This window comes from Aeromonas sp. S19(2024) (assembly GCF_041402625.1).
Taxonomy (GTDB): Bacteria; Pseudomonadota; Gammaproteobacteria; order Enterobacterales; family Aeromonadaceae; genus Aeromonas; species Aeromonas caviae.
In genome coordinates, this window is sequence record NZ_JBGLQU010000005.1 from 199,285 (window position 1) to 224,891 (window position 25,607).

Below are 25,607 nucleotides of genomic sequence, written 5' to 3' on the forward strand. Positions count from 1 at the left end.
TCCCCCGGGAGGGTCACCGCCCATTCTGAGGGAGCCCGAGAGCTCCCCTTTTTAATCAATAACCTACACTCGACCTTTGCCATGCGCCGGGTCGGGGATCGCCCTCCTGATGGCGGGCGGACTTATCATCAGAACATGAGCACACTGTGAGCCACTCAGACAACACCACCTTCGCCACCCGCATTCTGGACTGGTACCAGATCCACGGCCGCAAGACCCTGCCCTGGCAGCAGGACAAGACCCCCTACCGGGTCTGGGTCTCCGAGATCATGCTGCAACAGACCCAGGTTGCCACTGTCATCCCCTATTACGAGCGGTTCATGGCCCGCTTCCCCGACGTGCTGGCCCTGGCCAACGCCCCCATCGACGAGGTGCTGCATCACTGGACCGGGCTTGGCTACTACGCGCGCGCCCGCAACCTGCACAAGGCTGCCCAGCAGATCCGCGATCTGCACGGCGGCTTCTTTCCGGAACAACTGGAAGAGGTGATGGCCCTGCCCGGCATCGGTCGCTCCACCGCCGGGGCCGTGCTCTCCCTCTCTCTGGGCCAACCCCACGCCATCCTGGATGGCAACGTGAAGCGGGTACTCACCCGCTGGCTGGCGCTGGCGGGCTGGCCGGGCCAGAAGCAGGTCGAGCACGATCTCTGGGAGCTGGCGACCCGCCTCACCCCGCGCGTCGGGGTGGCCCAGTACAACCAGGCCATGATGGACATGGGGGCCACCGTCTGCACCCGCAGCAAGCCCGCCTGCGAGCGCTGCCCGGTGCAGGCCGATTGCCAGGGGCTGTCGCAGGGCAACCCCACCGCCTACCCTCACAGCAAGCCGAAGAAGAGCATTCCGGCACGCAACGGCATTATGCTGATCATCCGCCACGGCGATCAGCTGCTGCTGGAGAAGCGTCCGCCGCAAGGGATCTGGGGCGGGCTTTACTGCTTCCCGCAGGTGGAATCCCTCACAGAGGTGACCGGACGACTGCGGGAGTTGGGGCTGGAGGATGCCGCCTATCAGGAGCTCGCTGGATTTCGTCACACTTTCAGCCACTTCCACCTCGATATCCGCCCTTTGCTGATCGAAATGGCTGTTCCGCCCGCCCCCCTGCTCATGGAAGCGGATACCCGACTCTGGTATAACTTACGCCATCCTGCCGAGGTGGGATTGGCGGCGGCCACGGCCCGTCTGCTCGCCTACCCGGACTTACAACCAGACTTGCAACCACAGAGGTCAACATGAGCCGTACCGTATTTTGCCTGCGCCTGAAGAAAGAAGCGCCGGGTCTCGATTTCCAACTCTACCCCGGTGAACTCGGCAAGCGGATCTTCGACAACATCAGCAAGGAAGCCTGGACCGAGTGGCAGAAGAAGCAGGTCATGCTGATCAACGAGAAGAAGCTGAACATGATGAATCTCGAGCACCGCCAGTTGCTGGAAAAAGAGATGGTCAGCTATCTGTTCGACGCGGGTGAAGTCCAGATCGACGGCTACACCCCTCCCAGCCAGTGAGCGGGAATCGAGTCAAAGGGCCAGCGTCCCCCTGAGTCGTCGACATGCCGCAGGGTGGCACCAATCCTGGCTCAGGCCAGTCAGTGATGGGCGGCCCCACCGCCCGGTTTGAGGATCTTATGGGTCGTTTTTTTGGGCTGCTGTGCGCCCTGCTGTTTCTCTCTGCCTGTTCATCCACACCCCAGACCAGCGGGAGTGGCGATGATGATCTGGTCAACGGCAAGGACGTGCGCGGTTTTGAACACATGATCAGTGCGCTCTCCCATAACGTGAACGAGATATGGGGGCGCGAGGCGCTGTTCGCGGGCAAGTTTGACTACGTCAAATACACGGATCAGTACAAGAGCCGCGCCCACATCGATTTCTCCAGCGGTCACATCATGGTGGAGACCGTCTCGGGTCTGGATCCCCGCGCCCACCTGCGTCGCGCCATCATCGAAACCCTGCTGACCCCGGACGATCCGGCAGAGGTCGACCTCTATTCCGACCGTGAGATCATGCCAGGTGGCGAGCCCTTCCTCTATGGCCAGGTGCTGGACAACCAGGGACAAGCGATCCGCTCCAGCTGGCGTGCAGAGCGTTATGCCGACTATCTGATCGCCAACGCGATGAAGAAGCGCACCCTCGGGATCCGCAACATCTTCTTCATCGACATTCCCATGGTGGCCAACCACGAAGACAGGCGCGGCTACAAATACGCCAGCATCATCCGCGACGCCTCCCGCAAGTACGGGGTCGCCGAGAGTCTCATCTACGCGGTGATCAAGACCGAGAGCAGCTTCAACCCCTATGCGGTCAGCCACGCCAACGCCTATGGCCTGATGCAGGTTATCCCGGCTACCGCTGGGCGGGATGTCTATGTGAGGGTCAAGGGCAAGGATGGCCAGCCGACCAGGGAAGATCTGTTCAATCCGGCCTACAACATCGATGTGGGGACCGCCTACCTGCACCTGCTGCAGACCGTCTATCTGGCGGATATCCAGGATCCCCAGTCCCGCCGCTATGCTGTTATCTCCGCCTACAACGGTGGTGCGGGAGGGGTGCTCAACACCTTCTCCAACGATCGCAAGGCGGCCCCCGGCATGATCAACCGCCTCTCCCCCGAGGCCGTCTATCAGGTGCTGACCGAACAGCATCCCAAGGCAGAGGCTCGCCGCTATCTCTACAAGGTCAATCAGGCCGAGAAGGGGTTCAAGCGAACCGTCGCAAGCCGGGCTGGCTGATGGCATGCAAGAAGGGCGCTCCCGGAGCGCCCTTCTCATTTACTGTGGCCTGAAAGCTTACTTGGCGATGAAGCCGCCCTTGCTCAGGGGCGCTGCCCCCACCTTCTCCAGGTGTTCCACCTCGACTTCGGTCTTGTTCCAGCTGTGGTCCACCTCGCCGCGCACGCGGATCAGATCGTCAGGACCCACCTCGGTACCGCGCCACACGTCACCGTCCACCTCCACTTCCACCTCGCCGCTGTCGTCACGGAACAGGTAGTTTTCGCCACCCAGGTGTTTGACCAGCTTGCCTTCCAGGGTCACCCACTGATCATCGGCCACGTCTTTCAACTGGGCGACCGATACCTTGTTCTGCTCCTTGGGGCCGGTGTAGGCCGCCATGGCGAAGGAAGAGACGGACATCAGGGCCACCAGGGCGATTGCTTTTGCGTTGTTCATTTCATGCTCCTGTCTTTGCGGTATGAGGGCATCTTGCCCGGGGGCGCGTGAAACAAACGTGAAGCCTCCCCATTCAGGGAGGAGTGATGTGATCGCAAGCGATTAAATGGCTACGGCATGCTGCAATAATGTATTCGAGTGGATACCTTTTCACCTGGCCATGCGGGTTCCCAGCCCGCCGCCATCGAGGAACAGCCCGCAGGCCCGCCCTGCCCCATCCATGAGAACAGCTACATGAACAAATGGCTTTTGTGTTTATTGGGTCTCTTCGCCCTCACGGTCCATGCCGCCGAGACGCGTCCCCCCTTCTCCCGCATCGTGATGTTCGGCGACAGCCTCTCCGATACCGGCAAGATGTACGACAAGATGCGTGGTTACCTCCCCTCCAGCCCGCCCTACCATCAGGGCCGCTTCTCCAACGGCCCGGTCTGGCTGGAGCAGCTCAACCAGCACTTCCCGGGCCTCGCCATCGCCAACGAGGCGGAAGGGGGCGCCACTGCCGTGGCCTACAACAAGATCTCCTGGAATCCCAAGTATCAGGTCATCAACAACCTGGACTACGAGGTGACCCAGTTCCTGCAAAAGGATGGCTTCAAGCCCGACGATCTGGTGATCCTCTGGGTCGGTGCCAACGATTACCTGGCCTATGGCTGGAACACCGAGCAGGATGCCAAGCGGGTGCGCGACGCCATCAGCGATGCGGCCAACCGCATGGTATTGAACGGTGCCAGGCAGATTCTGTTGTTCAACCTGCCTGATCTGGGCCAGAACCCCTCGGCCCGCAGCCAGAAAGTGGTCGAGGCAGCCAGCCATGTCTCCGCCTACCACAACCAGCTGCTGCTGAACCTGGCACGCCAGCTGGCCCCCACCGGCATGGTGAAATTGTTCGAGATCGACAAGCAGTTCGCCGAGATGCTGCGCGAGCCGCAGAACTTCGGCCTGAGCGACACCGAGCACGCCTGCTATGGCGGCGGCTATGTGTGGAAGCCGTTCGCCTCCCGCAGCGCCGCCACCGACAGTCGGCTGGCCCCCTTCAATCCCGAGGAGCGCCTTGCCATCGCCGGCAACCCCCTGCTGGCTCAGGCCGTCGCAACGCCCATGGCGCGCCGCAGTGCGGGCGAGCTGAACTGTGAAGGCAAGATGTTCTGGGACCAGGTCCACCCCACCACAGTGGTACACGCCGCCCTGAGCGAGCGGGCTGCCGCCTTCATCGAACAGGAGTACGAATTCCTCCCTCGATAACGGAGGCCATCCTGCCAGGGCCGGCGCTTCGCCGGCCCTCTTGCCGACAAGGGCAAGCAACCCCATATGACACCCACCACAGATTCGAGTCACGGTTCCCCGGCGGTCTTCTGTCTCCACTATGATGCAGATGGATATCACAATATGTTTTATATCAGTTGCTTGTAGATCGAGAAAAGCGAGCTACGTTTAAACGTGTTGTGGTCGAACACAGGCCCAACCCACGAGGCGAGGCGACATGAATTCGCGCTCCCCACACACAAGATTGCAGAGGCATCTATGAACAAAACACTGATTACCTTGCTGGTTTCAGGCTTGCTTGCGGCCAACGCCCAGGCAGCCGGACAAGACAACACCTGGTATGGCGGTGCCAAACTGGGTTGGTCCAACTTCTACGGTGTCGATGAGAGCAATTCCATCGCCATCACCGACAAAGACGACGATGAAGTCGGCGCCGGTGCCTTCGCCGGTTACCAGATCAACCAGAATCTGGGTGTCGAACTCGGTTATGACTACCTTGGCAAGCTCAAGTACAGCGGCACCCGCAATGGCGCGGCCTTCAATGACTCCGTGCAAGCCCAGCTGGCCCAGCTCACGCTGAAACTGGGCTTCCCGGTTGCGGACAATCTGGACCTTTACGGCCGTGTCGGGGGCGGCTATGGCTGGACCGACAGCGATCAGCTGGAAAACGACAGCCGCTTCACCTTCGTCGGCGCGCTCGGTGCGGAGTATGCCCTGAGCCTGGATTGGGCAGCCCGCCTCGAATACCAGTACAGCACCCCGTATGGCAGCCGTGACGATACCGGCCTGCGCATGGACAACGGCCTGCTCTCCCTGGCCGCCGTCTACCGCTTCGGTCAGGTTGCACCGGCTCTGCCGGTCGCAGCTCCCGCCCCGGCGCCCGAGCCGGTGGTGGTCGACAAACAGTTCACCCTGAGCTCGGACGTGCTGTTTGACTTCAACAAGGCCACCCTCAAGCCCCAGGCCGGGCAGGCGCTGGATACCCTCTACAGCCAGATTGAAGAGGCCAGGCCCAAAGACGGGTCAGCCACCGTCATCGGCTATACCGACCGCATCGGCTCCGAGGCCTACAACCAGAAGTTGTCCGAGCAGCGTGCCCGGACCGTGGCCGATTACCTGATTGGCAAGGGCCTGCCTGCCGGCAAGGTCAATGTGGAAGGGCGTGGCAAGCAGTCTCCCGTCACCGGCGACAGCTGCACCAGCAAATCCAAGCGCGAGCTGATCGTCTGCCTGGCCCCGGATCGCCGGGTAGAGGTCAAGGTACAGGGCGTCTCGGAAGTACAGCAATAACGACGACCCCAAACAAAACGGGAGGCCATGGCCTCCCGTCTTTTTTTATGCTTCCTCAGCTGCGCGTGCGCACATCCGCCGCAATCTGCTCGAGCAACAGTTGCCAGCCCTGCCCCAGCTCGTTCACCAGGGCGCCATACCCATCGGCAGGCAGCACCCGCTCCTGCTGGAAGGGAACATCTCTCAACACGACCCCCTCCTCCGTCAGCAGGCGCCAGCGACCGCTAAGCAGGGCGTGGCCGTCGTGCCGCCCCTGGAAACGCTCGACCGAGATGCTCAGCACAGGCCCCTTGCGGGCCCCGTCCTGACGCACCACCCAGCCAGGCAAGCGACTGGAGAGGCCATTGAGGGTCAACTGGTTCAACTGGGCATCGAGGGAACCTGCCCAGCGATGGTACTCGGCAAAGTGCAGCTCCTTTCCCTCCAGCTGATAGACCAGGCTCATCCGGTCAAGCTGACCGGACAGGGCGACGGGGCGCAGCACCAACTGGTGCTGTGGCTGCGCCGTGGTGACACTCGACGGCGCCGTGTCGGCATCCAGCGAATAGTAATGCAGCGTCGTCGGCGCACTGCCACATCCCGCCAGCAGGCCCAGCAAGGCCAGCGTCATCATCCGTTTTTTCATCATTTTCCTCGCTTGGGCTCGGGATCCCGCGGACGAGCGCGGTCAAAGATCAGTGAACTCGGCTGCTCGTTCAGTGAATGGACCAGAGGTTGCAACTCGCTCATCAGCTGGTTGAGGGATTGCACCGACTGGCGCAGTTCCTGATTGGTCTGGGAACCGGCATCATAGGTCTGCAACGTCTCCTGCAACTGCTTGAGGCTCTGATTGAGGGAGGCCGGCAACTGCTGGGTCGACTGCTGACCAGTAAACTGCTCCAGATTCGCACTCACGGCACTGACATGCTTGAGCGTCTTGTCCAGCGTCATCAGGGTGCTGTTGACCTGAGTGAGGGTGGTGGCCATGTCCATGTCGACGAACTTGTCGAGGATGAGGTTCACCTTGCGCTCGATCTGATCCAGCCCGGCCTGGGCGGTCGGGAAGACCTGATAGCCCGCCATCTTGAGCGGCTGATAGACTGGCGCATCCGGATAGAAGTTCAGATCGATCACCTTGCCCCCCGTCAGCAGGCTGGCGGTCTTGAGGCTGGCCCTCAGCCCTTCCTTGAACTGCTTGTTGAACAGGGCCCGCCACTGCTCCTTCTCCGCATTGGCATAACGGTGGGAGAGACGCTGCACCTCGATGCGCGCCAACACCGGGATCTGCCGGCTCTTGAACAGCTGGACGCCCTTGTCGTCGATGAGATAGGGAGCCGAGATGACGGTACCGACCCGGATGCCGCGATATTGTACCGCCGCGCCGGGATGCAGCCCGCCCACATCATTGTCGAACAGGAAGACATAGTCGATGAACTGATCCAGGCTACCGGCCAGCACGCTCTCCTCGTCCTTGAACAGCACGAACTCGTCGTTCTGTTTCACCGGTTCCCCCGGCAACCAGCCGGGAGGCAGCCCCATGGTGATGCCGCCGTTGATCAGGCTCTCCAGCGAGTCCATCTTCACCTTCATCCCCTCGCTGCTCATGGAGACCTCGAAGCCGGGCGTCAACCAGAACCGGGAGTTGCTGCTCACCAGGACGTCATAAGGCGCGTTGATGAAGAGCTGGTACTGCATCTCGCTCTTCTCGGGCAGGAACTTGGCCTCTTCGACCTGGCCGATGGTGAATCCCTGATAGCTGATGGGGGAGCCCGCACCCAGCGCGTTGGCATCCCGACTGGACAGGGAGAGCCGCAATCCCTTGGCATCCAGGGATGCCAGGGGTGGCCTGTCCAGCATGGCGTATTCGCTTCGCGCCCTGCCCTTCTTGCCGGGAGAAAGCTCGATATAGGCACCGGAGAGCAAGGTGCCAAGACCGGAAACGCCCTCACGCCCGACCCTGGGCTTGACCACCCAGAACTGGCTGTCTTTCTTGAGCATGCCGGCGGCGGCATTGGTCAGGCGAGCCTTGAGCACGGCATGGCTGTAATCCTCGCTGAGCTCCACGGTCTCGATACGGCCCACCTCCACTTCACGAGAACGGATCACCGTCTTGCCCGCCACTATGCCCTCGGCGGTCGCCACCGTCAGGGTGAAGCTCGGCCCTTGTGAATACCAGTGCTGGAACAGCATCCAGGCGCCGATGAAGAGCGCCAGCAAAGGCACCATCCAGATAGCGGCAGCCGAACTCATGAAATCAGAGCCCGGTTTCCACCTTGTCTTACGCTCACTCACGTTCGCGTTCTCCTTGTTGTAAATCCCAGATCAGGCGGGAATCGAAACTCATGGCAGCCACCATGGTGACCAGTACGACCCCGGCAAAGGCGACGGCCGCAGGGCCAGGGTAGATGGTCATCAGATTGTCGAGCCGGATGAGACCGGCCAGGATGGCCACCACGAAGACGTCGATCATCGACCAGCGCCCCACAAATTCGGTCATGCGATAGAGTTTTAGCTTGCCGAGGGGAGATGTCCCCTGGCCGCGCTGCACCACGTAGCAGAGCCACAGCAGCGCCAGGATCTTCACCAGCGGTACCACCACGCTCGCGAAGAATATGACGGCGGCAATGGGGTAGGAGCCCATGGCCCACAGCAGCACCACCCCGCCCATGATGGTCGAGGGGCTGTCATCCCCCAGGAACACGGTGTCCATGATGGGATAAAGGTTGGCTGGGACATAGAGGATCACCGAGGTGATCAGCAGGGCCCAGGTGCGGTTCAGACCACCCGGCTTGCGGCTGTGCAGGTGATCCCCGCAGCGAACGCAACTATGGGCATCCTGCTCGTTCAGGGCGCCGCAGATGTGACAGCCCACCAGACCGCACGACAGGGCGCTCTCCTCGGGATCCAGCTCCCTCGCCGCCGTCGGGCCGAACAGCCGCTGCCACAGCCACATCCGATCCAGGGAGGAGATCATCTTGATGAGCAGCAGGGTGTAGCCAACGAAGGCCCAGAACGACAGCCCCATCTTGATGTCGGCCATCCCCATCAGCTTGACCAGCGAGATGAGCACCCCGATGAGGAAGACGTCCACCATCAGCCAGGGCTTGATCCGGCACAGCAGGCGGCCAAGGGAGCGCAGAGCTTTGCTGTGCAGATCCTTGTCCAGGCGCCACAGCACCAGCATGATGGAGCCGATATAGACCAGCGGCAACCCGATCAGGGTAATGCTCAGCACGGCCCCGAGGAACAGGTAGCCTTGATCCACCAGGGTGGTGATGCACTGCAGGAAGGTCATCTCCTGCCCCACCCCCTTGGCCGAGAACGACATGAAGGTAAAGGCGTTGGAGAGCACGAACATGATGATGGCCGCAAAGCCATAGGCGATGGGCCTGCGCTCCTGCTCCGGCAGATGACGAGTCAGGGTATGGCCGCAGCGCGGACAACTGCTCGTCTCCCCCACGGCCAGCTCGGTGGCCGGCACCAGCAGGTCACACTCTTCGCAGGCGGTCGCGTCATGGGTATAGGTGGGTGGATGTTGGTGTGAAACCGGATGCAAGATAAGACCCCAGCATGAGGCCCGCCACGGGGCCAGAGCCGCCAATTATTGCAGCAGCGGCCCCTGCCGACCAGCACTGTCGTTATCCATCCTGCCCGGGAGTGAGAATGACTTTGACAAGGCAGTGACCATTTAGCACAATCAAACGCCACTTTTTTTCCGCGGGACAATAATTTATGACAACTGAATCCCCAAGCTACTCCACTATCGAGCAGGCCTTCTCCCTCGGGAACGGGCAAGATTCTGCCCTCAACTGGTTGCGCAAAAACCGTAGCCAGGTCGCCATCTTCCTGGTGAGCGGCATCAAGCTGGAGGGGACCATCAGCGGTTTTGACCAGTACAGCGTGCTGTTGACCGATGCCCATGGCAATCAGCAACTGGTCTACAAGGCCAAGATTTCCACCATTGCCATGCACTCCGGCCGTCCTGCCGTCAGCATCCAGCGAGCCCGCAAGCCACGGGTTTCCATGGCGCCGCGCCCCCATGGCGCCCCCAGCCGTTATGACGACAACCAGGGTGGTGGCAGCGAGCAGTAAATCTCGCCCCCGCCCATCCTGACGGTGTTGCTGCGTCAGCCAGTGACATCTGCTCCCCACTCTCATGTTTCGCCTGTCCCGTATGAGAGTGGGGTTTCTCTCCCGAGCCGGTTGTTGACCCGCTCGTCTTCGTCACTCAGCAGGTCAACCCGACCGGTTTTCCCTCTCTGACCATGCAGACCTGCATGCCGGCCGCTTCACCGGCCTGTGCGCCTATGCCCGTGTCCTCGAACACCAGACATTGACCGGGCTCGACACCCAGGCGTCGCGCCACCAGCAGGAAGGTGTCTGGATGGGGTTTGTGCAGCTCCACGTCGTCGGCGGTAACCACCACGGGGAAATACCGATCCAGCCCTGTGTTGCGCAGCACCGCTTCGGCATTGATACGGGGGGAGCCTGTCCCTATGCCCATGGGGATCCGGCCGTGATAGCGTTCCACCAGATCCAGCATGGCCGGGAAGGGGGTGGCCTTGTGCAGGTTGGCAACATAGTGTTCGGTCTTGCAGCGTGTCACCACCAGAGGATCCAGCGCGATCTGCTGCACTTCGGCCACCAGCAGGGCTATCTTGCGGCTGGGCATGCCTCCCAGCTCATAAAACCAGTCGGCGTCGAACCGAAAGCCAAACTCGCGGGCGGTGTGCTCCCAGGCGGCCAGGTGCAAGGGCATGGAGTCCACCAGAGTGCCGTCGAGGTCGAAAACCAGGCCTTGAAATCCGGATAGGGTCATGGTGCAGGATCTGTCTGTGAAAAATGGGCCCCCATTCTAGCCAGAGCGCGGGCGCATCGCCATGCGCCAGATGGCGAGAAACGCTTGCCACCTCATTTATGCAGGGCGGCGTGGATCTGAAAGCCCACACGTATACAGACCAGCATGGATCTGATGCCGGGCAGGCAGCCCCCACGCAGGTGTCAGCGATAGGCCAGGGTACAGGCCCGCCCTTGGGATTTGGCGTGATAGAGTGCCTGATCCGCCTGCTCGGTCAGGGTTTGCCACTCCTTGTCCGATGACGGGACCAGATAGCTGAACCCGATGCTGACGGTGAGTGTCGCCGCCACCCGGGAGGCCGGATGGGGAATCTGCAAGGCGTCAAGGCCGTGGTGGATCTGCTCCGCCAGCCGCTCCGCCTCTCCCGGCTGCGGTGAACACAGCAGGATGACAAACTCCTCCCCCCCATAGCGGGCCACCAGGTTGGTGCGCCGCCGCTCGGTGTCCTGCAGCAGTGCCGCCACCCGCTGCAGGCACTGATCCCCCTTGCCGTGGCCGAAGTGATCGTTGTAGGACTTGAACTCGTCCACATCGATCATCAGCACCGCCAACACGCCCTGATGGCGGCGAGCCCGCTCCCACTCCCGTTCCATGGTGATGTCCCATTGGCGGCGGTTGGCGATGCCAGTCAGGGGATCTTCCAGGGACAGCAGAGAGAGGCGCCGGTTGGCCTCCTCCAGCGCCCGGTTGGTATCGGCCAGTTGCCGGGTCCGCTCCTGCACCCTCAGCTCCAGCTCCCGATTGAAGCGCTCAAGCTTCTCCTGGGTGCGCTGGCGGATCAGCAACTGGGAGAGCACGGCGGCATACTGCTTGAAGATCTCGCTCTGATACGCCTTGAGGGGGCGCCGCCAGAGCAGGTTGTCGGCGGCGATCCAGCCGATGGGGGTACTCCCGTCCCAGAGCGACACCATGGCGTTCCAGCCGCGACCCACCTCCTGCTTCTCGTAATAGAGAGGCGTGTCCTCCAGCACCAGGACATAGTCCTTGCGACGCAGCGCCTCCTGCACCGTGGGATGATCCGGAATGGGGCTGATGAAATGGCGCTCGTCGATGAGCTCACCCGCCTCGTTGGTACCCCAGGTACCGTGCATGGTCTTGAATTCACTGTCAGTCAGGAAGATGGCGATGCGATCGAACTGCAACTCCTGGCGGGCCAGTGCCACCGCGTCGTGCAGCAGACGATCCTCACTCTCGCAGCGGGAGAGCTTGACCCCCACCTGATGCAGCGCCTGCAGCATGCTGAGGAAAGAGTCCTGCAGGGCCTGGCTGCGCACGAGGTCTGCCTGGGTGTGGAGCCGCTGATCCCGCTCCAGATCCACCTGTCCCGCGAGTCGCCGACTCTCGAGCTCGGCGGCGAGATAATGCATGAGCAGCTGGATGCTCTGCTGCTGGCGTCTTGGCAGGCGATCGAGACGACGGCGGGTTTCCAGATAGACCACGGCCTCCAGCCCCTTGTGACGCTTGAGGGGGAAGCTGGCGCGCAGGCGCGGGATCTCGGGTTCGACGCTCTCCCGCTCCCAGATGGCACGGGTCGGCGCGATGGGCTCCACCAGCAACTGGCCGAGCGCAAGGGAACGTTCGATGAAGAGGATGGGCAACTCGAGGGAAGAGAGGATGTCGGCGCTCAGGCAGAGCAGACCCTGTTCCGGGCGATAGTGATAGAGCTGGGGCGTCGGAGCACGCAGCCACAGATAGATCTGTTCAGCCTCTGTTTTTTCCCTGACCGCAGACAAGGTCACTTCACAGAGATGTTCAAAACTGGTGAAGTGCTCCGGATCCCATTCTTCCATGCCAAATCATCCTTGGTTGTATCCAAGCGAGTATATCGGCAAAGCCCGGCCATTAATTGACCGGGCAATCAAAAGCGAGATCCAGAGCCCAGTTTTTACAACAGATTCAATGCCTGCATGGCACTGCGGATACGCTCGCGGGTGGCCTCGGAGAGCGGCATCACCGGCAGACGGCACTCTTCGCTGCACAGACCCAGCAGGGAGACCGCATACTTGGCCCCTGCGGGGCTCGGCTCGGCGAACATGGCCTGGTGCAGCGGAATGAGCTTGTCCTGCAATTCGCGGGCAGCTTGCCACTCACCGGCCAGCGCCAGGTTCTGCACCTCGGCCACCAGCTTGGGGGCCACGTTGGCCGTCACCGAGATGCAACCCCGGCCACCACCGATGTTGTAGGCCACGGCGGTGGCGTCTTCACCGGAGAGCCAGGCAAACGGCTTCTTGATGAGCTGGCGTTCAACCCAGGGGCGGGCCAGATCACCGGTGGCATCCTTCACGCCGGCAATGCGCGGCAACTCGGCCAGACGGGCCAGGGTCGCCGGCTGCACGTCAACGATGGCGCGGGGCGGAATGTTGTAGACGATGATGGGTTTGGTGGTGGCGTCGTGCACCGCCTTGAAGTGGTGGTAGAGCCCTTCCTGATTGGGGCGGTTGTAGTAACCGGCCACATGCAGGGTGGCATCCGCTCCCATCTGCTCGGCATAGCGGGTGTATTCAATGGCTTCAACCGGGTTGTTGGAGCCTGCACCTGCGATCACGGGAATGCGCCCGGCCACCAGCTTGACCACCAGCTCCACCACGCGGCAATGCTCATCGTGGGTCAGGGTCGGGCTCTCCCCGGTCGTGCCGACCGGCACTATGCCATGGGTTCCCTGCTCTATGTGCCACTCTACCAGGCGAGCCAGTGCGGCCTCGTCCAGCTGGCCCTGTCGAAATGGGGTGATCAGGGCAACTATCGAACCTTGAAACATGGGATTTCCTTCTCCTAAACAGATGGATTGGTCAATAAAAAGCCCCGGTACGGGAGTCGCTACCGGGGCTTGAATCGTCTCAGGGATGAGAGGTTACGCGCGCACGCCAGCAGGCCCGATTGTCAGGCTGTGTTTATGCTTTCGTTTCGATACGCATGACCGCATTGCATCATCTCTGGGTAAATAAGGCGTCTGGGCATATTTCGGGAACACGGCATAAATGTCAAGGCGAAAGCGGCCATGTATAATGGCCGCCCAAAAATGCGTGGAGAGACCCAATGAGCCGTCCTGTCAGTGCCGTCAGTCAGATGCTGGAACGTAACCAAGCCCTCTTTGTCGGCAAGCGGCTGTTGGTGTGCGGTGCCCTGGAGGATGATTATCCTCGTCAACTGGCCGAGCTGGCACAAAGCCTGACCGTCTTCACCACGGATTACTGCTATTACCGCAGCCAGCAGGCCGCTCTGGGAGACGCCATCCTGTTCGATCACCAGCTGGGTGGCGCCCCCCGATTCGATGCCCTGCTGCTGCTGATGCCCAAGGCCAAGGCCGAGGCGCAATACCTGCTGGCCATGATGACGCCGCTGCTCGAAAGCGGGGCCGACCTGTTCCTCGCCGGCGAGAACCGGGGCGGCATCAACGGAGCAGACAAGCTGCTGGCACCTTATGGCGAGAAACCGATCAAGCGCGACTCTGCGCGCCGCTGCTCTCTCTACCACGGCACGCTCGACAAACCGGTCGTCCCCTTCGAGCTGGACGCCTGGTTCAGTCGCTATGAGTGCCAGGCGGGCGACACCACCCTGACCGTCATGGCCCTGCCCGGGGTCTTCAGTGCAGACGGCCTGGATCTCGGCACCCAGATGCTGCTGGCGAGCCTCCCCCCCGTGACGGGCAAGCTGCTCGACTTTGGCTGCGGCGCCGGCGTCATCGGTTCCGTGCTGGCCAAGCGCAACCCGGCCCTGGCCGTCACCATGGTGGATATCAATGCCCTGGCACTGGAGTCCAGCCGCCGAACCCTGGCGGTCAACGGTCTGAGGGGACGTGTTCATGCCTCCGATGTCTATTCCGACATTGCCGAAACATTCCAACAGATTGTCTCGAATCCCCCCTTCCATGCCGGGCTCAAGACCTTCTACGCCGCCACCGAAACCTTCCTGGCAAAGGCACCTGAGTACCTGACCGCAAATGGCGCCCTGACCATAGTCGCCAATGCCTTCCTGCGATACCAGCCTATACTCGATGCGCACTTCAAACAGACCGAGGTGATCGCGGGCGATGCCAAATTCAAGGTGTATCTGAGCAAAGCTTAAAGAAGTGCAACGGTTGTAATAAAACAAGTAGAGAGTGCCAGACGGGATCTGTTAAGGTACCAGGAAAACGTTTACCACCCCTTTAGGGGTGTTTTTTTCGCAGCAACATGAAAACCTTTTCAACATCATGATCTCAGGGAGAGAACGACGATGGCAGGCATACTCACCATGATACTGGCAGGCGGTGAAGGTACCCGACTGCAACCGCTGACCACCACCCGCAGCAAACCCTCCGTGCCCTTTGGCGGCAGTTACCGGTTGATCGACTTCGTGCTCAACAACTTCGTCAACGCCGACTTCCTGCGCATCTATGTACTCACCCAGTTCAAGTCCCAGTCCCTTTACCTGCACATGAAGAAGGGCTGGAACATCGTCGGCATCACGGATCGCTTCATCGACCCCATTCCGGCCCAGATGCGAATGGGCAAACGCTGGTATGACGGCACCGCAGACGCCATTTACCAGAACCTGCGCTTCATCGAGATCTCCGACCCCGAGCACGTCTGCATCTTCGGCTCCGATCACATCTACAAGATGGACGTGAGCCAGATGGTGAGCTTCCACAAGCAGAAAGCGGCCGCCCTGACCGTCGCGGCACTGCGCATGCCCATCGAGGAAGCAAGCGCCTTCGGGGTGATCGAGGTGGATCAGGAAGGGCGCATGATTGGCTTTGAAGAAAAGCCCCGTCACCCGAAACACATCCCCGGCGACCCCACCCAGGCCCTGGTCTCCATGGGCAACTACATCTTCGAGACCGAGGCCCTCTATCGGGAGCTCAAGCGGGATGCCGCCGAGGAGAACTCCAGTCACGATTTCGGCAAGGACATCATTCCCAGCCTGTTCCCCCGTGCCCCCGTCTATGTCTACGACTACAGCACCAACGTGATCCCGGGCGAGAAGCCCAACGTCTACTGGCGCGATGTGGGGACGCTCGACTCTTACTGGCAGGCACACATGGACCTGGTGGCCGACGATGCCCCCTTCTCTCTCTACAATCGCAAGTGGCCGCTGCACACCCACTACCCGCCCCTGCCCCCCGCCACCTTCATCGATACCGACGACTGCAAGGTCAAGATCGCCAACTCCCTGATCTCCGGTGGCTGCTTCATTCAGGGCAGCCAGATCCAGCGATCCATACTGGGATTTCGCTGCAACGTAGGCCCCTGCAGCCACATCAGTGAATCCGTGCTGCTGGGGGATGTGAAAATCGGCGAAGGTTGCTCCATTCGCCGCGCCATCATCGACAAAAACGTTGAAATTGCACCCGGCACCGTGATCGGTGAGAATCTGGACCATGACAGAGAGCGGTTTACCGTATCCGAAGGCGGTATCGTCGTGGTACCTAAGGGAGCAAGAGTTGGCTATTAACCCACTGAAAATCCTGTTTGTAGCCTCGGAGGTTGAGGGGCTGGTGAAGACCGGGGGCCTGGCGGATGTGGCCAAGGCCCTGCCGCAGCATCTCGCCCGTCAGGGGCACGATGTGCGCATCATTATGCCCTTCTACAAGACCATCAAGCGCCGGGACGAGGCCACCCTCCTCGCCTCGCGCTGGCTCCCCACCCCCCAGGATCGCAGTGATATCAGCTATCGCATCCATCAGCTGGAACTGGACGGGATCTGCGTCTATCTGCTCGATTGCCCGCACTATTTCGACCGCCCCCAGCTCTATGCCGAGAACAACCAGGCCTATCCCGACAACGGTGAACGCTTTGCCTTTCTGGCCGCGGCGGCCCTGCATGCGTGCGAACAGCTGGGTTTCGCTCCCGACATCGCCCACTGCAACGACTGGCACACCGGTCTGCTGCCGCTGCTGCTGAAAACCCGTCATGCCCACAACCCCTTCTTCCAGCGCACCCGGTCGGTCATCAGCATTCACAACGCGGCCTTTCAGGGCGTGTTCGATCGCCAGCAGTTCTGGGCCGTGCCGGAAATCCACGACTACGAGCAGCGCATCAACTACGACTATGGTCACATCAATCTGCTCAAGTGCGGTGTGCTCTACGCAGACAAGATCAATGCGGTCAGCCCCAACTACGCCAGCGAGCTGCTGACACACCTGGGCGCTCACGGCATGGCCAGCGTATTCCAGCAGCGGGCAGCTGACCTGCGTGGCATCCTCAACGGCTGTGACTATCAGGACTGGGATCCCGCCTTCGATCCTCTGTTGCCCGCCACCTATGATGCCGACAACCTGGATGGCAAACACACCTGCAAGCGCATCCTGCAGCAGGAGACGGGGCTCCCCGTTGGCAACCTCCCCATCTATGGCATGGTGTGTCGACTGACCGAGCAGAAAGGAGTACACCTGCTCATCCCTGCGCTGGACAAGTTCTTGCAGCATCAGGTCCAGGTGGTAATTGTGGGCTCCGGTGATCCCTCTCTCGCCGCCCAGTTGCAAAGCATTGCCCAGCAGCATCCCGACAAGTTTGCCTTCATCAATGCCTATGACGACCGTCTGGCCCACCTGGTGGAGGCCGGCGCCGACTTCTTCCTGATGCCTTCTCTGTTCGAGCCATGCGGGCTCAACCAGATGTACAGTCTGGCCTATGGCACCCTGCCCCTGGTGAGGGCTGTCGGCGGATTGAAAGATACCGTCGTGGACTGGGATGCCGACCCGACGCACGCGACCGGTTTCTGCTTCAACGATCCCACTGCCAGCACCTTGCTCGATGCCATGCGCCGCAGCCTGCTCCATTATCTGCAGGAGCCGGCACGTTTTGCCCGTGTGCAGCACCACGCCATGAACACCCGCTTCGACTGGGCAGACTCCGTCATCTTGTACGAACAGATGTATCAGGATGCGCTGGCCACCGTCTGACGCCGATTGCTGAAGTTTTGTGCCCTTGGCACGCCTTTATCCGTCAACAGCGAAAAAAGTCCCCTTTGGCTGTTGACGCCCCCCCAAAACTCTATAGAATCCCCCACCGCAGTGATGCGAAGGTGGCGGAATTGGTAGACGCGCTAGCTTCAGGTGTTAGTGTCCCACGGATGTGAGGGTTCGAGTCCCTCTCTTCGCACCATACTGCAACATGCTCTTATCAGACGGCATGTAAATTCAGACTGATAACCCGATGTGCGAAGGTGGCGGAATTGGTAGACGCGCTAGCTTCAGGTGTTAGTGCCCCCCGGGTGTGAGGGTTCGAGTCCCTCTCTTCGCACCATGCTTTTGTCAGACAGCATGTAAATCCAGACTGATAACCCGATGTGCGAAGGTGGCGGAATTGGTAGACGCGCTAGCTTCAGGTGTTAGTGCCCCCCGGGTGTGAGGGTTCGAGTCCCTCTCTTCGCACCATGCTTCTGGCATGTAAAACACAGAAAATGCGCTCCAACCGCATTTAAAAACCAGCTGGAGAAAATCAGTGTGCGAAGGTGGCGGAATTGGTAGACGCGCTAGCTTCAGGTGTTAGTGTCCCACGGATGTGAGGGTTCGAGTCCCTCTCTTCGCACCATTAATTCTGCAAAGGCCCGTTACGAGAGTAACAGGCCTTTTGTGTTTTCATGCCCCATGGCTATGCTGTTGAAGATGCTACGCCACCACGGGGGTTTTCCCATGATCCTGGATACCGATATTCACAACTTCTATGAGCACCTGGTGCTCAAGGAGATAGAAAAACAGGGGTTGGCTCGAACATTGACCCCCTATCAGCTGGCAGACCTCTGCTGCCTGACACTCAACCAGCTTCCTTCCCACTATATCCGCCACGATGTCGACATGATCTACTTCACGACAGACGCCGAACGCAGCGAGATGGAGAAGAAGGTCATCGCCTCCCTGCGCCAGGCCTACGACAAGATCCAGGCCGTCCCCACTCGCCAGGCTTAATGCCAGCCCTGCTGCCAGAGCAGAGTGACGACCCCTGTCATTCCCGCAACCGGCAGCAGGATCAACACCGGTCTCAGCCTGGGTTCCAGCATGACCCAGGCAGCCAGCAAGAACCCCAGGCTCCAGAACCCGTATTCCTTCTCCTGACCCCAGACCAGCACCGCCAGAAGGGCGGCCAAGAGCAGAGCGCGTGCTATCCAGTTCATTGGCATTGGTCCGAAAATATTAATGATAACTATTATCATCTTTGGTGTTGTCATCTGCAATCGAAATTGCCTATGGATCTCCGGCTATCAAACGGTGTCGATTGAACAGTGAAAAATGCCGATTAGATCAACTATTTTGTGGGATTTTAAAATTTTAAAGCTGTTTTGCCGAATGAGCAGGGATTTTACACCTTCGCTTTATGGTAGATTGCGCCCTCTTTTGGTAAGCCTCTCGGGATCGACGCATCCGCAGGACGAGAGGGGCTGACCTTGGCGAGCAAGAGTTTAGGGAGCGTCTATGCAAAACCAACAACACCACATCCGATTGCCGGGCATGTCGCAAGTATTTGCCTGCCTGGCCATTTTCCTGGCCCTGGCCTTCTCCTTCACCAGCGTGCTGGATCTGCCAATCCAGCTGGCACTGTTCATCGCCTGGTTCGTCATCATGGGACTCGGCATCAAGCTCGGCCACGATTACAAATCCCTGGAGCAGGCGGCAGTCGACGGCGTCGCCAAGGGGATGGGGGCCATCCTGATACTGATCTCCGTCGGTGCCCTGGTGGGCACCTGGATTGCCGGCGGCATAGTCCCCAGCATCATCTACTTCGGCCTCAAGGTGATACACCCCTCCATCTTCCTGCTGGCGACCCTGATCATCTGCTCTCTCACCTCGCTGGCCACCGGCACCTCCTGGGGCTCGGCGGCCACCGCCGGCATCGCCATGATGGGTATAGGCCACAGCCTGGGGGTACCCGCGCCGCTGGTAGCCGGTGCCGTGCTCTCCGGTGTCTACTTCGGTGACAAGCTCTCCCCGCTCTCCGACTCCGTGGTGCTGGCCTCGACCATGTCCAACGTCGATGTGATGGAACACATCAAGGGGATGCTGCCCATCAGCCTGTTCTCCTACGTCATCACCGCCGCCCTGTTCACCGTGGTCGGCATGCAGTACTCCGGCAACGTCAGCCTGGAGCAGGTCAATCTGGTGATGGACGCCCTCGACAAACAGTTCAACATCACCCCCATGGCCATAGTGCCCGTTGTGCTGGTGTTGGGCCTGTTGGCCAACCGCAAGCCCGCCTTCCCGGTGATCAGCTTCGGCGCCTTGCTGGGTCTTGTCTGGGCCATAGTCTTCCAGGACATGGATCCGGTGAAGGCGATGCACTCCGCCTACAGCCCGTTTGCCATCACCTCCGGCGTCGATTTCATCGACAACATCCTGGGCCGTGGCGGCATGGAGTCCATGCTGGGTTCCGTGGCCGTCATCATCTTCGGCTTGGGCTTCGGCGGTCTGCTGGAGAAGGTCGGCATTCTGGAAGTGATCGCCAGCGCCTTCGAGAAGCGCATCAACAGCGCCGGCAGCCTGACCAGCCACACCATCGGCACCGCCTTCCTGGCCAACGTATTCGGTTCCGCCATGTATGTGTCCCTGATCCTGACCCCCAAGATCATGGCCAAGAACTACGACAGACTGGGGCTTGCGCGCAAGAACCTCTCCCGCAACGCCGAGTTTGGCGGCACCCTCACCTGTGGCATGGTGCCCTGGAGCGACAACGGTATCTTCATGGCTGGGGTCCTCGGGGTAGCGACCCTCGACTACCTGCCCTACATGTGGCTCAGCTTCACCTGCATCATAGTGACCATCACCCTCGCCTATCTGGGCAAGGGGGTGAACCGTGTACCGGCCACAGAGGCGGTGACAACCCGCTAATTTCCGTAAAAACAACGACAAAGGCGCCATCACGGCGCCTTTTGTCTGGGTGCGATTCGAGGTTAAGCTGGCACTCACCTTGATCCCACATGGCAGGACGCCCAGATGAACTTCACCTTTCGCCAGATCCGCTATTTCGTGGCGGTGGCCGACAGCTTCTCGGTCAGCCGCGCCGCCGCCGAGCTGCACATCTCCCAGTCGGCTGTCACCAGCGCCATCCGCGAGCTGGAGACCGAGCTCGGCGCCGCCCTGTTCGAGCGCAATCCGCGCGGGGTCAGCCTCACCACCCAGGGCCACCAGTTTCTGCTGCACGCCCGTCGCATCCTCGGCGCCATGACCGAGGCCAGCCACTCCCTCAAGGCGGTGGCCCAGCAGGATCAGGGGCGGCTCACCATAGGCGTAACCACGCTGGTGGCCGGCTACTACCTCTCGGAGGCTCTCGGCCGCTTTCGCCGCGCCTTCCCGGCGGTGCAGATCGAGGTGAAGGAGGATGAGCAGCCCTATCTCGAGCACCAGATCGTCAACGGCGAGGTGGACGTGGGGATCCTGATGACCAACCGCACCATCCGCCAGGAGGCGTTCGATACCGAGCTGCTGACCCGCTCGCCGCTGCGGGTCTGGCTCGCCGCCAACCACCCCCTCTGCGCCGAGTCGACCCTCTCCCTCAAGGCGCTCGGCGAGGAGCCCATGATCTCGCTGACCGCCGACCAGCTGGACCAGATCATCGGCGGCGGCCTGCGCCGCTACGGTATCGCGCCGCGCATCGTGCTGCGTACCGCCTCGGTGGAAGCGGTGCGCAGCCTGGTGGCGAGCCAGCTCGGGCTCGCCCTGCTGCCGGACTTTGCCTACCGCCCCTGGTCCCTGGAGCAGGAGCGGGTCGAGGCCCGCGCCATCAAGGAGCCCATCCCCGCCATCGACATCGGTCTGGTGTGGCGGCGCGGCTCGCGCCTTGACTGGGCCGCACGCGAGTTCATCGACATCGCCAGAGATCAGAGCCGGCTACGGGCCCGCCAGCACCTCCCCCGCTAGGACTGAGCCTGAACAGCCGTGACTCCGGCAAAAAAATCAGATTCATCTGCACTCGATATCGATTTTACAGATACCAAAGCCGTTAAAAATTGAAATTCTCATTGCTCCCGGCTTCTCCTACGCTCATGGCTGGTTAACAGGATGTTAATGCCTACTGTGGCGCCGCCACGGTTGCCAATCATGCAAGGAGAGCAAGATGAAATTGACCCCTCTGACCCTGGCCCTGATCCCGGCGCTGCTGGCAGGCCAGGTCCAGGCTGCCCCCACCACCCTCGGCAAGGGTGAAGGCCAGCTCAACATCGTGGCCTGGGCCGGCTACGTGGAGCGCGGCGAGACCGACAAGAACTACGACTGGGTCACCGGCTTCGAGAAAGAGACCGGCTGCAAGGTCAACGTCAAGACGGCCGCCACCTCGGACGAGATGGTGGCGCTGATGAACGAGGGGGGCTTCGACCTGGTGACCGCCTCCGGCGACGCCAGCCTGCGCCTCATCGCCGGCGGCAAGGTGCAGGTGCTCAACCTGGCGCTCATCCCGAGCTACAGCAAGATAGACCCCCGCCTGCAGAATGCCCCCTGGCACACGGTAGACGGCAAGCACTATGGCGTGCCCTACCAGTGGGGCGGCAACATATTGATGTACAACACCAAGGTGTTTCCCAAGGCGCCCGACTCCTGGAACGTGGTGTTCGAGGAGCAGACCCTGCCGGACGGCAAGTCCAACAAGGGGCGGGTACAGGCGTTCGACGGCCCCATCCACATCGCCGATGCCGCCCTCTATCTGATGAGCCACCAGCCGGCGCTCGGCATCAAGGATCCTTACGAGCTCAACGAAGATCAGTACAAGGCCGCCCTCGACCTCCTGCGCCAGCAGCGCAAGCTGGTGGGACGCTACTGGCACGATGCCTTCGTCCAGATCGACGACTTCAAGAACGAGGGGGTGGTGGCCTCCGGCTCCTGGCCGTTCCAGGCCAATACCCTGATCGCCGACAAGCAGCCTATCGCCACGACGGTGCCCAAGGAGGGCGTCACCGGCTGGGCCGATACCAGCATGGTGCACAGCGAGGCGAAGAACCTCACCTGTGCCTATCAGTGGCTGGAGCACTCCCTCAACAACAAGCTGCAGGGGGATCTCGCCTCCTGGTTCGGCTCCGTGCCCGTGGTACCGGCCGCCTGCGAGGGCAATGCCCTGCTCGGGAAAGAGGGGTGCAAGACCAACGGCATCGACAACTTCGATCGAGTGCGCTTCTGGCGTACCCCTGTCTCCCAGTGCAAGAGCCAGGGAACCTGCGTGCCCTACTACCGCTGGGTTTCGGACTATATCGCCATCCTGGGTGGTCGCTGAGATTGCCTGAGTAAATGCCGATATGGGGCCGGACAGGAGTCCGGCCCGCTTCCCACACAGACAAGGACGCCCCATGAATGCCGTACAATTTGACCGGGTCAGCCGCCACTATGGCGAGGTGAAGGCGGTCGATGACATCTCCTTCCAGATCCCGGCCGGCGAGTTTTTCACCCTGCTGGGGCCGAGCGGTTCTGGCAAGACCACCTGCCTGCGGATGATTGCGGGCTTCGAATACCCGAGCGAGGGGGAGATCCGGCTGTTTGGTGAGCCCTGCTCCACCGTGCCCCCCTACGATCGCAACCTCAATACCGTGTTTCAGGACTACGCCCTGTTTCCCAACATGGATGTGCGCGACAACATCGGCTATGGCCTGATGCTCAAGGGCGTCGCCAAGGCGGAGCGTTACCGCAAGGTGGACGAGATGCTGGAACTGGTGCGCCTGCCCGGCGTCGGCAACCGCAAGCCGGGCCAGCTCTCCGGCGGCCAGCGCCAGCGCATCGCCATCGCCCGGGCACTGATCAACCAGCCACGCATCCTGCTGCTGGACGAACCGCTCGGGGCGCTCGACCTCAAGCTGCGCGAGCAGATGCAGCTCGAACTGAAAGCCTTGCAGCGCCAACTCGGCATCACCTTCATCTTCGTCACCCACGATCAGCAGGAGGCGCTCTCCATGAGCGACCGCATCTGCATCTTCAATCAGGGCAAGATCGAGCAGATCGCCGCGCCGGATACCATCTACGACGCCCCCGCCACCCCCTTCGTCGCCCGCTTCGTCGGCACAGTCAACCTGTTCGAGGGGGAGCAGGCCCGCCGTCTGTGCGGCGATGCTCAGCAGATGATGGTGCGCCCGGAGCGGATCCGCCTCGCCGAGGCCGGCACACCGGGCTGGTCCGGGGAGGTGCGCGAAGTGGAGTATCTCGGCCCCTTCGTGCGCTACCGGGTCGATCTCGGCGAGCAGCTCGAGCTTATCGTCAACCACCCCAACGAGGGCCAGGCCCGCCTGCCCCGTGGCGCCCGGGTCAGCCTCAGCTGGCCGGAGCAGGCGATCCATCACCTGCACACAGCCCCTCAGGGAGCTCAACCATGAGCGCCCCCCACAGTGCGAGCCTTGCCATGAGCCAATCCACTGCCCCCCTCTCCTATCGGCCGCTGCGGCGCCTTTCCACCCTGCTCTACGGGCGACCAGGCCTGCTGCTGGCCATCCTGCTCGGGCCCCCCCTGCTCTGGCTTGGCATCATCTATGTCGGCTCCCTGCTGATGCTGCTCTCCAACGCCTTCTTCGGACTGGACGAGTTCAGCGGCCAGATCCGCCACGACCTGGGTCTGCAGAACTTCGTCGCCCTGCTGCGGGCTGAGAACCTGGACGTGATCCTGCGCACCGTCGGCATGTCGCTGCTGGTGACCCTGGCCTGCGCCCTGCTCGGCTTTCCGGTGGCCTACTACATGGCGCGCTACACCAGCGGCAAGACCCGAGCCCTGTTCTACGTCGGCATCATGCTGCCGCTCTGGTCCAGCTATCTGGTACGGGTCTACGCCTGGAAGCTGATCCTGGCCAAGGAGGGGGTCATCAGCTGGCTGGCAGATACTCTGGGACTGGACTGGCTGCTGGACGCCATCCTCTCGCTGCCGGTGATAGGGGGGCCGTCGCTCTCGTTCTCGCGCATCGGCACATTCATCGTGTTCGTCTACGTCTGGCTGCCTTTCATGATCCTGCCCATCCAGGCGGCGGTGGAGCGGATCCCGCGCTCCCTGCTGGAAGCGAGCGGCGATCTCGGCGCCACCCCGGCCCAGACCTTTCGCACCCTGATCCTGCCGCTGGCCCTGCCCGGCGTGGTGGCGGGCTCCATCTTCACCTTCTCCCTGACGCTGGGGGACTACATCATCCCCGGCATCATAGGCAACTCCACCATGTACATAGGTCAGGTGGTCTACATGCAGCAGGGCACGGCGGGCAACCTGCCCTTCGCCGCCGCCTTCTCGCTGGTGCCGATCCTCATCATCGCCATCTACCTCACCATCGCGAAACGCTTGGGGGCCTTCGATGCGCTCTAATACTTCCATGAAACGGGACCATGGCAGCCAGCCCTCCGGCCTGCTCAAGTACGCGGCCATCGGCGGCCTCCTGTTCCTGCACTTCCCGATCCTGTTCATCTTCCTCTACGCCTTCACCAGCGAGAGCAAGAGCTACCAGTTCCCGCCCCCCGGCCTCACCCTCAAGTGGTTCGAGGTGACCCTCAACCGCCCCGACGTATGGCGCGCCATCCAGCTGTCGCTGGAAGTGGCCGGGCTCGCTACCCTGGTGGCCATGGTGCTCGGCACCCTGGCGGCGGGAGCCATCGCCCGCAGCCGCTTCTTCGGCCAGGAGGTGGTATCGCTGTTGCTGGTGCTGCCCATCGCCCTGCCCGGCATCGTCACCGGCATCGCGCTGCGCTCCGCCTACGGGGTGATGGAGATCCCCTTCAGCTTCTGGACCATCGTGATCGGTCACGCCACCTTCTGCGTGGTGGTGGTCTACAACAATGCCCTGGCACGCTTTCGCCGCACCAACCAGAGCCTCATCGAGGCGTCGATGGACCTCGGCGCCGACGGCTTCCAGACCCTGCGCTACGTGATCCTGCCCAACCTCGCCACCGCGCTGCTGGCGGGGGGCATGCTGGCGTTCGCCCTCAGCTTTGACGAGGTGATCGTCACCACCTTCACCGCCGGCCAGCAGACCACGCTGCCGATCTGGATGTATCAGGAGCTGATCCGGCCACGGGACAGGCCGGTCACCAACGTGGTGGCGCTCATCATAGTGGCCTTCACCACCATTCCCATTCTGCTTGCCTACTACCTCACCCGCGACGGCCAGGACGTCGCCGGCAGTGGCAAATAACGACTCA

At 61.5% G+C, this 25,607-nt stretch carries 23 protein-coding genes, 4 tRNA genes and 1 pseudogene; 20 read left to right on the forward strand and 8 right to left on the reverse strand.

The window, feature by feature from the left end:
- Positions 1-146 precede the first annotated feature (146 nt).
- The 3 genes from mutY to mltC all read left to right on the forward strand — a co-directional run bounded on the left by mutY (position 147) and on the right by mltC (position 2,724).
- Positions 147-1,232 (forward strand): A/G-specific adenine glycosylase, encoded by a 1,086-nt coding sequence (mutY, locus tag ACB037_RS12500; protein WP_128272543.1) that lies wholly within the window; start codon positions 147-149, stop codon positions 1,230-1,232.
- Positions 1,229-1,501 (forward strand): oxidative damage protection protein, encoded by a 273-nt coding sequence (locus ACB037_RS12505; protein ID WP_010675742.1) that lies wholly within the window; start codon positions 1,229-1,231, stop codon positions 1,499-1,501. The genes mutY and ACB037_RS12505 overlap by 4 nt, the downstream gene beginning before the upstream one ends.
- Positions 1,502-1,620: 119 nt before the next feature.
- Positions 1,621-2,724, forward strand: a complete 1,104-nt coding sequence (mltC, locus tag ACB037_RS12510; RefSeq protein ID WP_010675743.1) for a membrane-bound lytic murein transglycosylase MltC — start codon at positions 1,621-1,623, stop codon at positions 2,722-2,724.
- A gap of 57 nt (positions 2,725-2,781) precedes the next feature.
- On the opposite strand, the gene ACB037_RS12515 is transcribed toward mltC, so the two are convergent.
- On the reverse strand, positions 2,782-3,162 hold the full coding sequence (locus ACB037_RS12515) for a YgiW/YdeI family stress tolerance OB fold protein (RefSeq protein WP_039040598.1): 381 nt from the start codon (positions 3,160-3,162) through the stop codon (positions 2,782-2,784).
- Positions 3,163-3,396: 234 nt separating this feature from the next.
- Between ACB037_RS12515 and ACB037_RS12520 the strand changes: the two genes are divergently transcribed.
- Complete coding sequence (locus tag ACB037_RS12520; RefSeq protein ID WP_319874154.1) at positions 3,397-4,404, forward strand: SGNH/GDSL hydrolase family protein; 1,008 nt, start codon at positions 3,397-3,399, stop codon at positions 4,402-4,404.
- 279 nt (positions 4,405-4,683) lie between these two features.
- Positions 4,684-5,715 (forward strand): porin OmpA, encoded by a 1,032-nt coding sequence (gene ompA / locus ACB037_RS12525; protein WP_069784275.1) that lies wholly within the window; start codon positions 4,684-4,686, stop codon positions 5,713-5,715.
- A 55-nt stretch (positions 5,716-5,770) separates the two neighbouring features.
- Here ompA and ACB037_RS12530 read toward each other — a convergent pair whose 3' ends face one another.
- From ACB037_RS12530 to ACB037_RS12540, 3 genes are read right to left on the reverse strand one after another with little or no spacing between them, the layout of a single operon-like run.
- Positions 5,771-6,340 (reverse strand): membrane integrity-associated transporter subunit PqiC, encoded by a 570-nt coding sequence (locus ACB037_RS12530; RefSeq protein ID WP_371175398.1) that lies wholly within the window; start codon positions 6,338-6,340, stop codon positions 5,771-5,773.
- Positions 6,340-7,986, reverse strand: a complete 1,647-nt coding sequence (gene pqiB, locus ACB037_RS12535) for an intermembrane transport protein PqiB (RefSeq protein ID WP_069651939.1) — start codon at positions 7,984-7,986, stop codon at positions 6,340-6,342. Before pqiB ends, ACB037_RS12530 begins: the two co-directional genes overlap by 1 nt.
- Positions 7,979-9,250 carry a paraquat-inducible protein A gene (locus ACB037_RS12540; protein WP_043152840.1) on the reverse strand — a complete coding sequence of 424 codons (1,272 nt, stop codon included), beginning with the start codon at positions 9,248-9,250 and terminating at the stop codon, positions 7,979-7,981. The genes pqiB and ACB037_RS12540 overlap by 8 nt, the downstream gene beginning before the upstream one ends.
- 176 nt (positions 9,251-9,426) lie before the next feature.
- On the opposite strand from ACB037_RS12540, the gene hfq reads away from it, so the two are divergent.
- Positions 9,427-9,786 (forward strand): RNA chaperone Hfq, encoded by a 360-nt coding sequence (gene hfq, locus ACB037_RS12545; RefSeq protein WP_039040603.1) that lies wholly within the window; start codon positions 9,427-9,429, stop codon positions 9,784-9,786.
- A 136-nt stretch (positions 9,787-9,922) separates the two neighbouring features.
- On the opposite strand, the gene ACB037_RS12550 is transcribed toward hfq, so the two are convergent.
- From ACB037_RS12550 to dapA, 3 genes are all read right to left on the reverse strand, one after another.
- Positions 9,923-10,513, reverse strand: a complete 591-nt coding sequence (locus ACB037_RS12550) for an HAD family phosphatase (RefSeq protein WP_043152842.1) — start codon at positions 10,511-10,513, stop codon at positions 9,923-9,925.
- Between the two features lie 182 nt (positions 10,514-10,695).
- Complete coding sequence (locus tag ACB037_RS12555) at positions 10,696-12,342, reverse strand: diguanylate cyclase domain-containing protein (protein ID WP_041211732.1); 1,647 nt, start codon at positions 12,340-12,342, stop codon at positions 10,696-10,698.
- 95 nt (positions 12,343-12,437) lie between these two features.
- Positions 12,438-13,310, reverse strand: coding sequence for a 4-hydroxy-tetrahydrodipicolinate synthase (dapA, locus tag ACB037_RS12560; RefSeq protein ID WP_371175399.1), 873 nt, complete (start codon positions 13,308-13,310; stop codon positions 12,438-12,440).
- Between the two features lie 278 nt (positions 13,311-13,588).
- Between dapA and rsmC the strand changes: the two genes are divergently transcribed.
- The 8 genes and pseudogenes from rsmC (at position 13,589) to ACB037_RS12600 (ending at position 18,440) form a co-directional block, all read left to right on the forward strand.
- Positions 13,589-14,617 carry a 16S rRNA (guanine(1207)-N(2))-methyltransferase RsmC gene (gene rsmC / locus ACB037_RS12565; RefSeq protein WP_319918854.1) on the forward strand — a complete coding sequence of 343 codons (1,029 nt, stop codon included), beginning with the start codon at positions 13,589-13,591 and terminating at the stop codon, positions 14,615-14,617.
- Positions 14,618-14,764: 147 nt separating this feature from the next.
- Positions 14,765-15,985: pseudogene (glgC, locus tag ACB037_RS12570) on the forward strand (glucose-1-phosphate adenylyltransferase); the annotation flags it as partial.
- The gene (glgA, locus tag ACB037_RS12575) at positions 15,975-17,435 is read left to right on the forward strand and encodes a glycogen synthase GlgA (protein ID WP_039040607.1); all 1,461 of its coding nucleotides are present in this window, start codon (positions 15,975-15,977) and stop codon (positions 17,433-17,435) included. The pseudogene glgC and the gene glgA, both read left to right, overlap by 11 nt.
- A gap of 116 nt (positions 17,436-17,551) precedes the next feature.
- Positions 17,552-17,637, forward strand: a tRNA-Leu gene (locus tag ACB037_RS12580).
- A 55-nt stretch (positions 17,638-17,692) separates the two neighbouring features.
- A tRNA-Leu gene (locus ACB037_RS12585) sits at positions 17,693-17,778 on the forward strand.
- Between the two features lie 45 nt (positions 17,779-17,823).
- Positions 17,824-17,909, forward strand: a tRNA-Leu gene (locus ACB037_RS12590).
- Between the two features lie 71 nt (positions 17,910-17,980).
- Positions 17,981-18,066: transfer RNA gene (locus ACB037_RS12595), tRNA-Leu, on the forward strand.
- Positions 18,067-18,167: 101 nt separating this feature from the next.
- On the forward strand, positions 18,168-18,440 hold the full coding sequence (locus ACB037_RS12600) for a late competence development ComFB family protein (RefSeq protein WP_029314828.1): 273 nt from the start codon (positions 18,168-18,170) through the stop codon (positions 18,438-18,440).
- Here the strand turns inward: ACB037_RS12600 and ACB037_RS12605 are convergent.
- On the reverse strand, positions 18,437-18,646 hold the full coding sequence (locus tag ACB037_RS12605) for a hypothetical protein (protein ID WP_010675758.1): 210 nt from the start codon (positions 18,644-18,646) through the stop codon (positions 18,437-18,439). The two genes, ACB037_RS12600 and ACB037_RS12605, sit on opposite strands and share 4 nt — an antisense overlap.
- Before the next feature lie 298 nt (positions 18,647-18,944).
- On the opposite strand from ACB037_RS12605, the gene nhaC reads away from it, so the two are divergent.
- The 6 genes from nhaC (at position 18,945) to ACB037_RS12635 (ending at position 25,600) form a co-directional block, all read left to right on the forward strand.
- Positions 18,945-20,354 (forward strand): Na+/H+ antiporter NhaC, encoded by a 1,410-nt coding sequence (nhaC, locus tag ACB037_RS12610; RefSeq protein ID WP_279961469.1) that lies wholly within the window; start codon positions 18,945-18,947, stop codon positions 20,352-20,354.
- A gap of 105 nt (positions 20,355-20,459) precedes the next feature.
- A complete protein-coding gene (locus ACB037_RS12615) occupies positions 20,460-21,383 on the forward strand; it encodes a LysR family transcriptional regulator (RefSeq protein ID WP_043152857.1) in 924 nt (307 codons plus the stop codon).
- A 196-nt stretch (positions 21,384-21,579) separates the two neighbouring features.
- The gene (locus tag ACB037_RS12620) at positions 21,580-22,725 is read left to right on the forward strand and encodes an ABC transporter substrate-binding protein (protein WP_323950872.1); all 1,146 of its coding nucleotides are present in this window, start codon (positions 21,580-21,582) and stop codon (positions 22,723-22,725) included.
- 73 nt (positions 22,726-22,798) lie between these two features.
- A complete protein-coding gene (locus tag ACB037_RS12625; protein ID WP_011707520.1) occupies positions 22,799-23,812 on the forward strand; it encodes an ABC transporter ATP-binding protein in 1,014 nt (337 codons plus the stop codon).
- Positions 23,809-24,777, forward strand: coding sequence for an ABC transporter permease (locus ACB037_RS12630; protein WP_201932977.1), 969 nt, complete (start codon positions 23,809-23,811; stop codon positions 24,775-24,777). The genes ACB037_RS12625 and ACB037_RS12630 overlap by 4 nt, the downstream gene beginning before the upstream one ends.
- Before the next feature lie 7 nt (positions 24,778-24,784).
- Positions 24,785-25,600 carry an ABC transporter permease gene (locus ACB037_RS12635; RefSeq protein ID WP_010636002.1) on the forward strand — a complete coding sequence of 272 codons (816 nt, stop codon included), beginning with the start codon at positions 24,785-24,787 and terminating at the stop codon, positions 25,598-25,600.
- The last annotated feature ends 7 nt before the right edge of the window (positions 25,601-25,607 follow it).

What these genes read in the sequence shown, in the direction of transcription:
- nhaC (WP_279961469.1), top strand. Translation starts at nt 18,945, where the DNA reads ATGCAAAACCAACAACACCACATCCGATTGCCGGGCATGTCGCAAGTA.
- ACB037_RS12520 (WP_319874154.1), top strand. Translation starts at nt 3,397, where the DNA reads ATGAACAAATGGCTTTTGTGTTTATTGGGTCTCTTCGCCCTCACGGTC.
- ACB037_RS12625 (WP_011707520.1), top strand. Translation starts at nt 22,799, where the DNA reads ATGAATGCCGTACAATTTGACCGGGTCAGCCGCCACTATGGCGAGGTG.
- ACB037_RS12530 (WP_371175398.1), bottom strand. Translation starts at nt 6,340, where the DNA reads ATGAAAAAACGGATGATGACGCTGGCCTTGCTGGGCCTGCTGGCGGGA.
- ompA (WP_069784275.1), top strand. Translation starts at nt 4,684, where the DNA reads ATGAACAAAACACTGATTACCTTGCTGGTTTCAGGCTTGCTTGCGGCC.
- ACB037_RS12630 (WP_201932977.1), top strand. Translation starts at nt 23,809, where the DNA reads ATGAGCGCCCCCCACAGTGCGAGCCTTGCCATGAGCCAATCCACTGCC.
- ACB037_RS12615 (WP_043152857.1), top strand. Translation starts at nt 20,460, where the DNA reads ATGAACTTCACCTTTCGCCAGATCCGCTATTTCGTGGCGGTGGCCGAC.
- ACB037_RS12555 (WP_041211732.1), bottom strand. Translation starts at nt 12,342, where the DNA reads ATGGAAGAATGGGATCCGGAGCACTTCACCAGTTTTGAACATCTCTGT.
- rsmC (WP_319918854.1), top strand. Translation starts at nt 13,589, where the DNA reads ATGAGCCGTCCTGTCAGTGCCGTCAGTCAGATGCTGGAACGTAACCAA.
- mltC (WP_010675743.1), top strand. Translation starts at nt 1,621, where the DNA reads ATGGGTCGTTTTTTTGGGCTGCTGTGCGCCCTGCTGTTTCTCTCTGCC.
- ACB037_RS12620 (WP_323950872.1), top strand. Translation starts at nt 21,580, where the DNA reads ATGAAATTGACCCCTCTGACCCTGGCCCTGATCCCGGCGCTGCTGGCA.
- ACB037_RS12550 (WP_043152842.1), bottom strand. Translation starts at nt 10,513, where the DNA reads ATGACCCTATCCGGATTTCAAGGCCTGGTTTTCGACCTCGACGGCACT.
- dapA (WP_371175399.1), bottom strand. Translation starts at nt 13,310, where the DNA reads ATGTTTCAAGGTTCGATAGTTGCCCTGATCACCCCATTTCGACAGGGC.
- hfq (WP_039040603.1), top strand. Translation starts at nt 9,427, where the DNA reads ATGACAACTGAATCCCCAAGCTACTCCACTATCGAGCAGGCCTTCTCC.
- ACB037_RS12635 (WP_010636002.1), top strand. Translation starts at nt 24,785, where the DNA reads ATGAAACGGGACCATGGCAGCCAGCCCTCCGGCCTGCTCAAGTACGCG.
- ACB037_RS12515 (WP_039040598.1), bottom strand. Translation starts at nt 3,162, where the DNA reads ATGAACAACGCAAAAGCAATCGCCCTGGTGGCCCTGATGTCCGTCTCT.
- ACB037_RS12605 (WP_010675758.1), bottom strand. Translation starts at nt 18,646, where the DNA reads ATGAACTGGATAGCACGCGCTCTGCTCTTGGCCGCCCTTCTGGCGGTG.
- ACB037_RS12505 (WP_010675742.1), top strand. Translation starts at nt 1,229, where the DNA reads ATGAGCCGTACCGTATTTTGCCTGCGCCTGAAGAAAGAAGCGCCGGGT.
- ACB037_RS12600 (WP_029314828.1), top strand. Translation starts at nt 18,168, where the DNA reads ATGATCCTGGATACCGATATTCACAACTTCTATGAGCACCTGGTGCTC.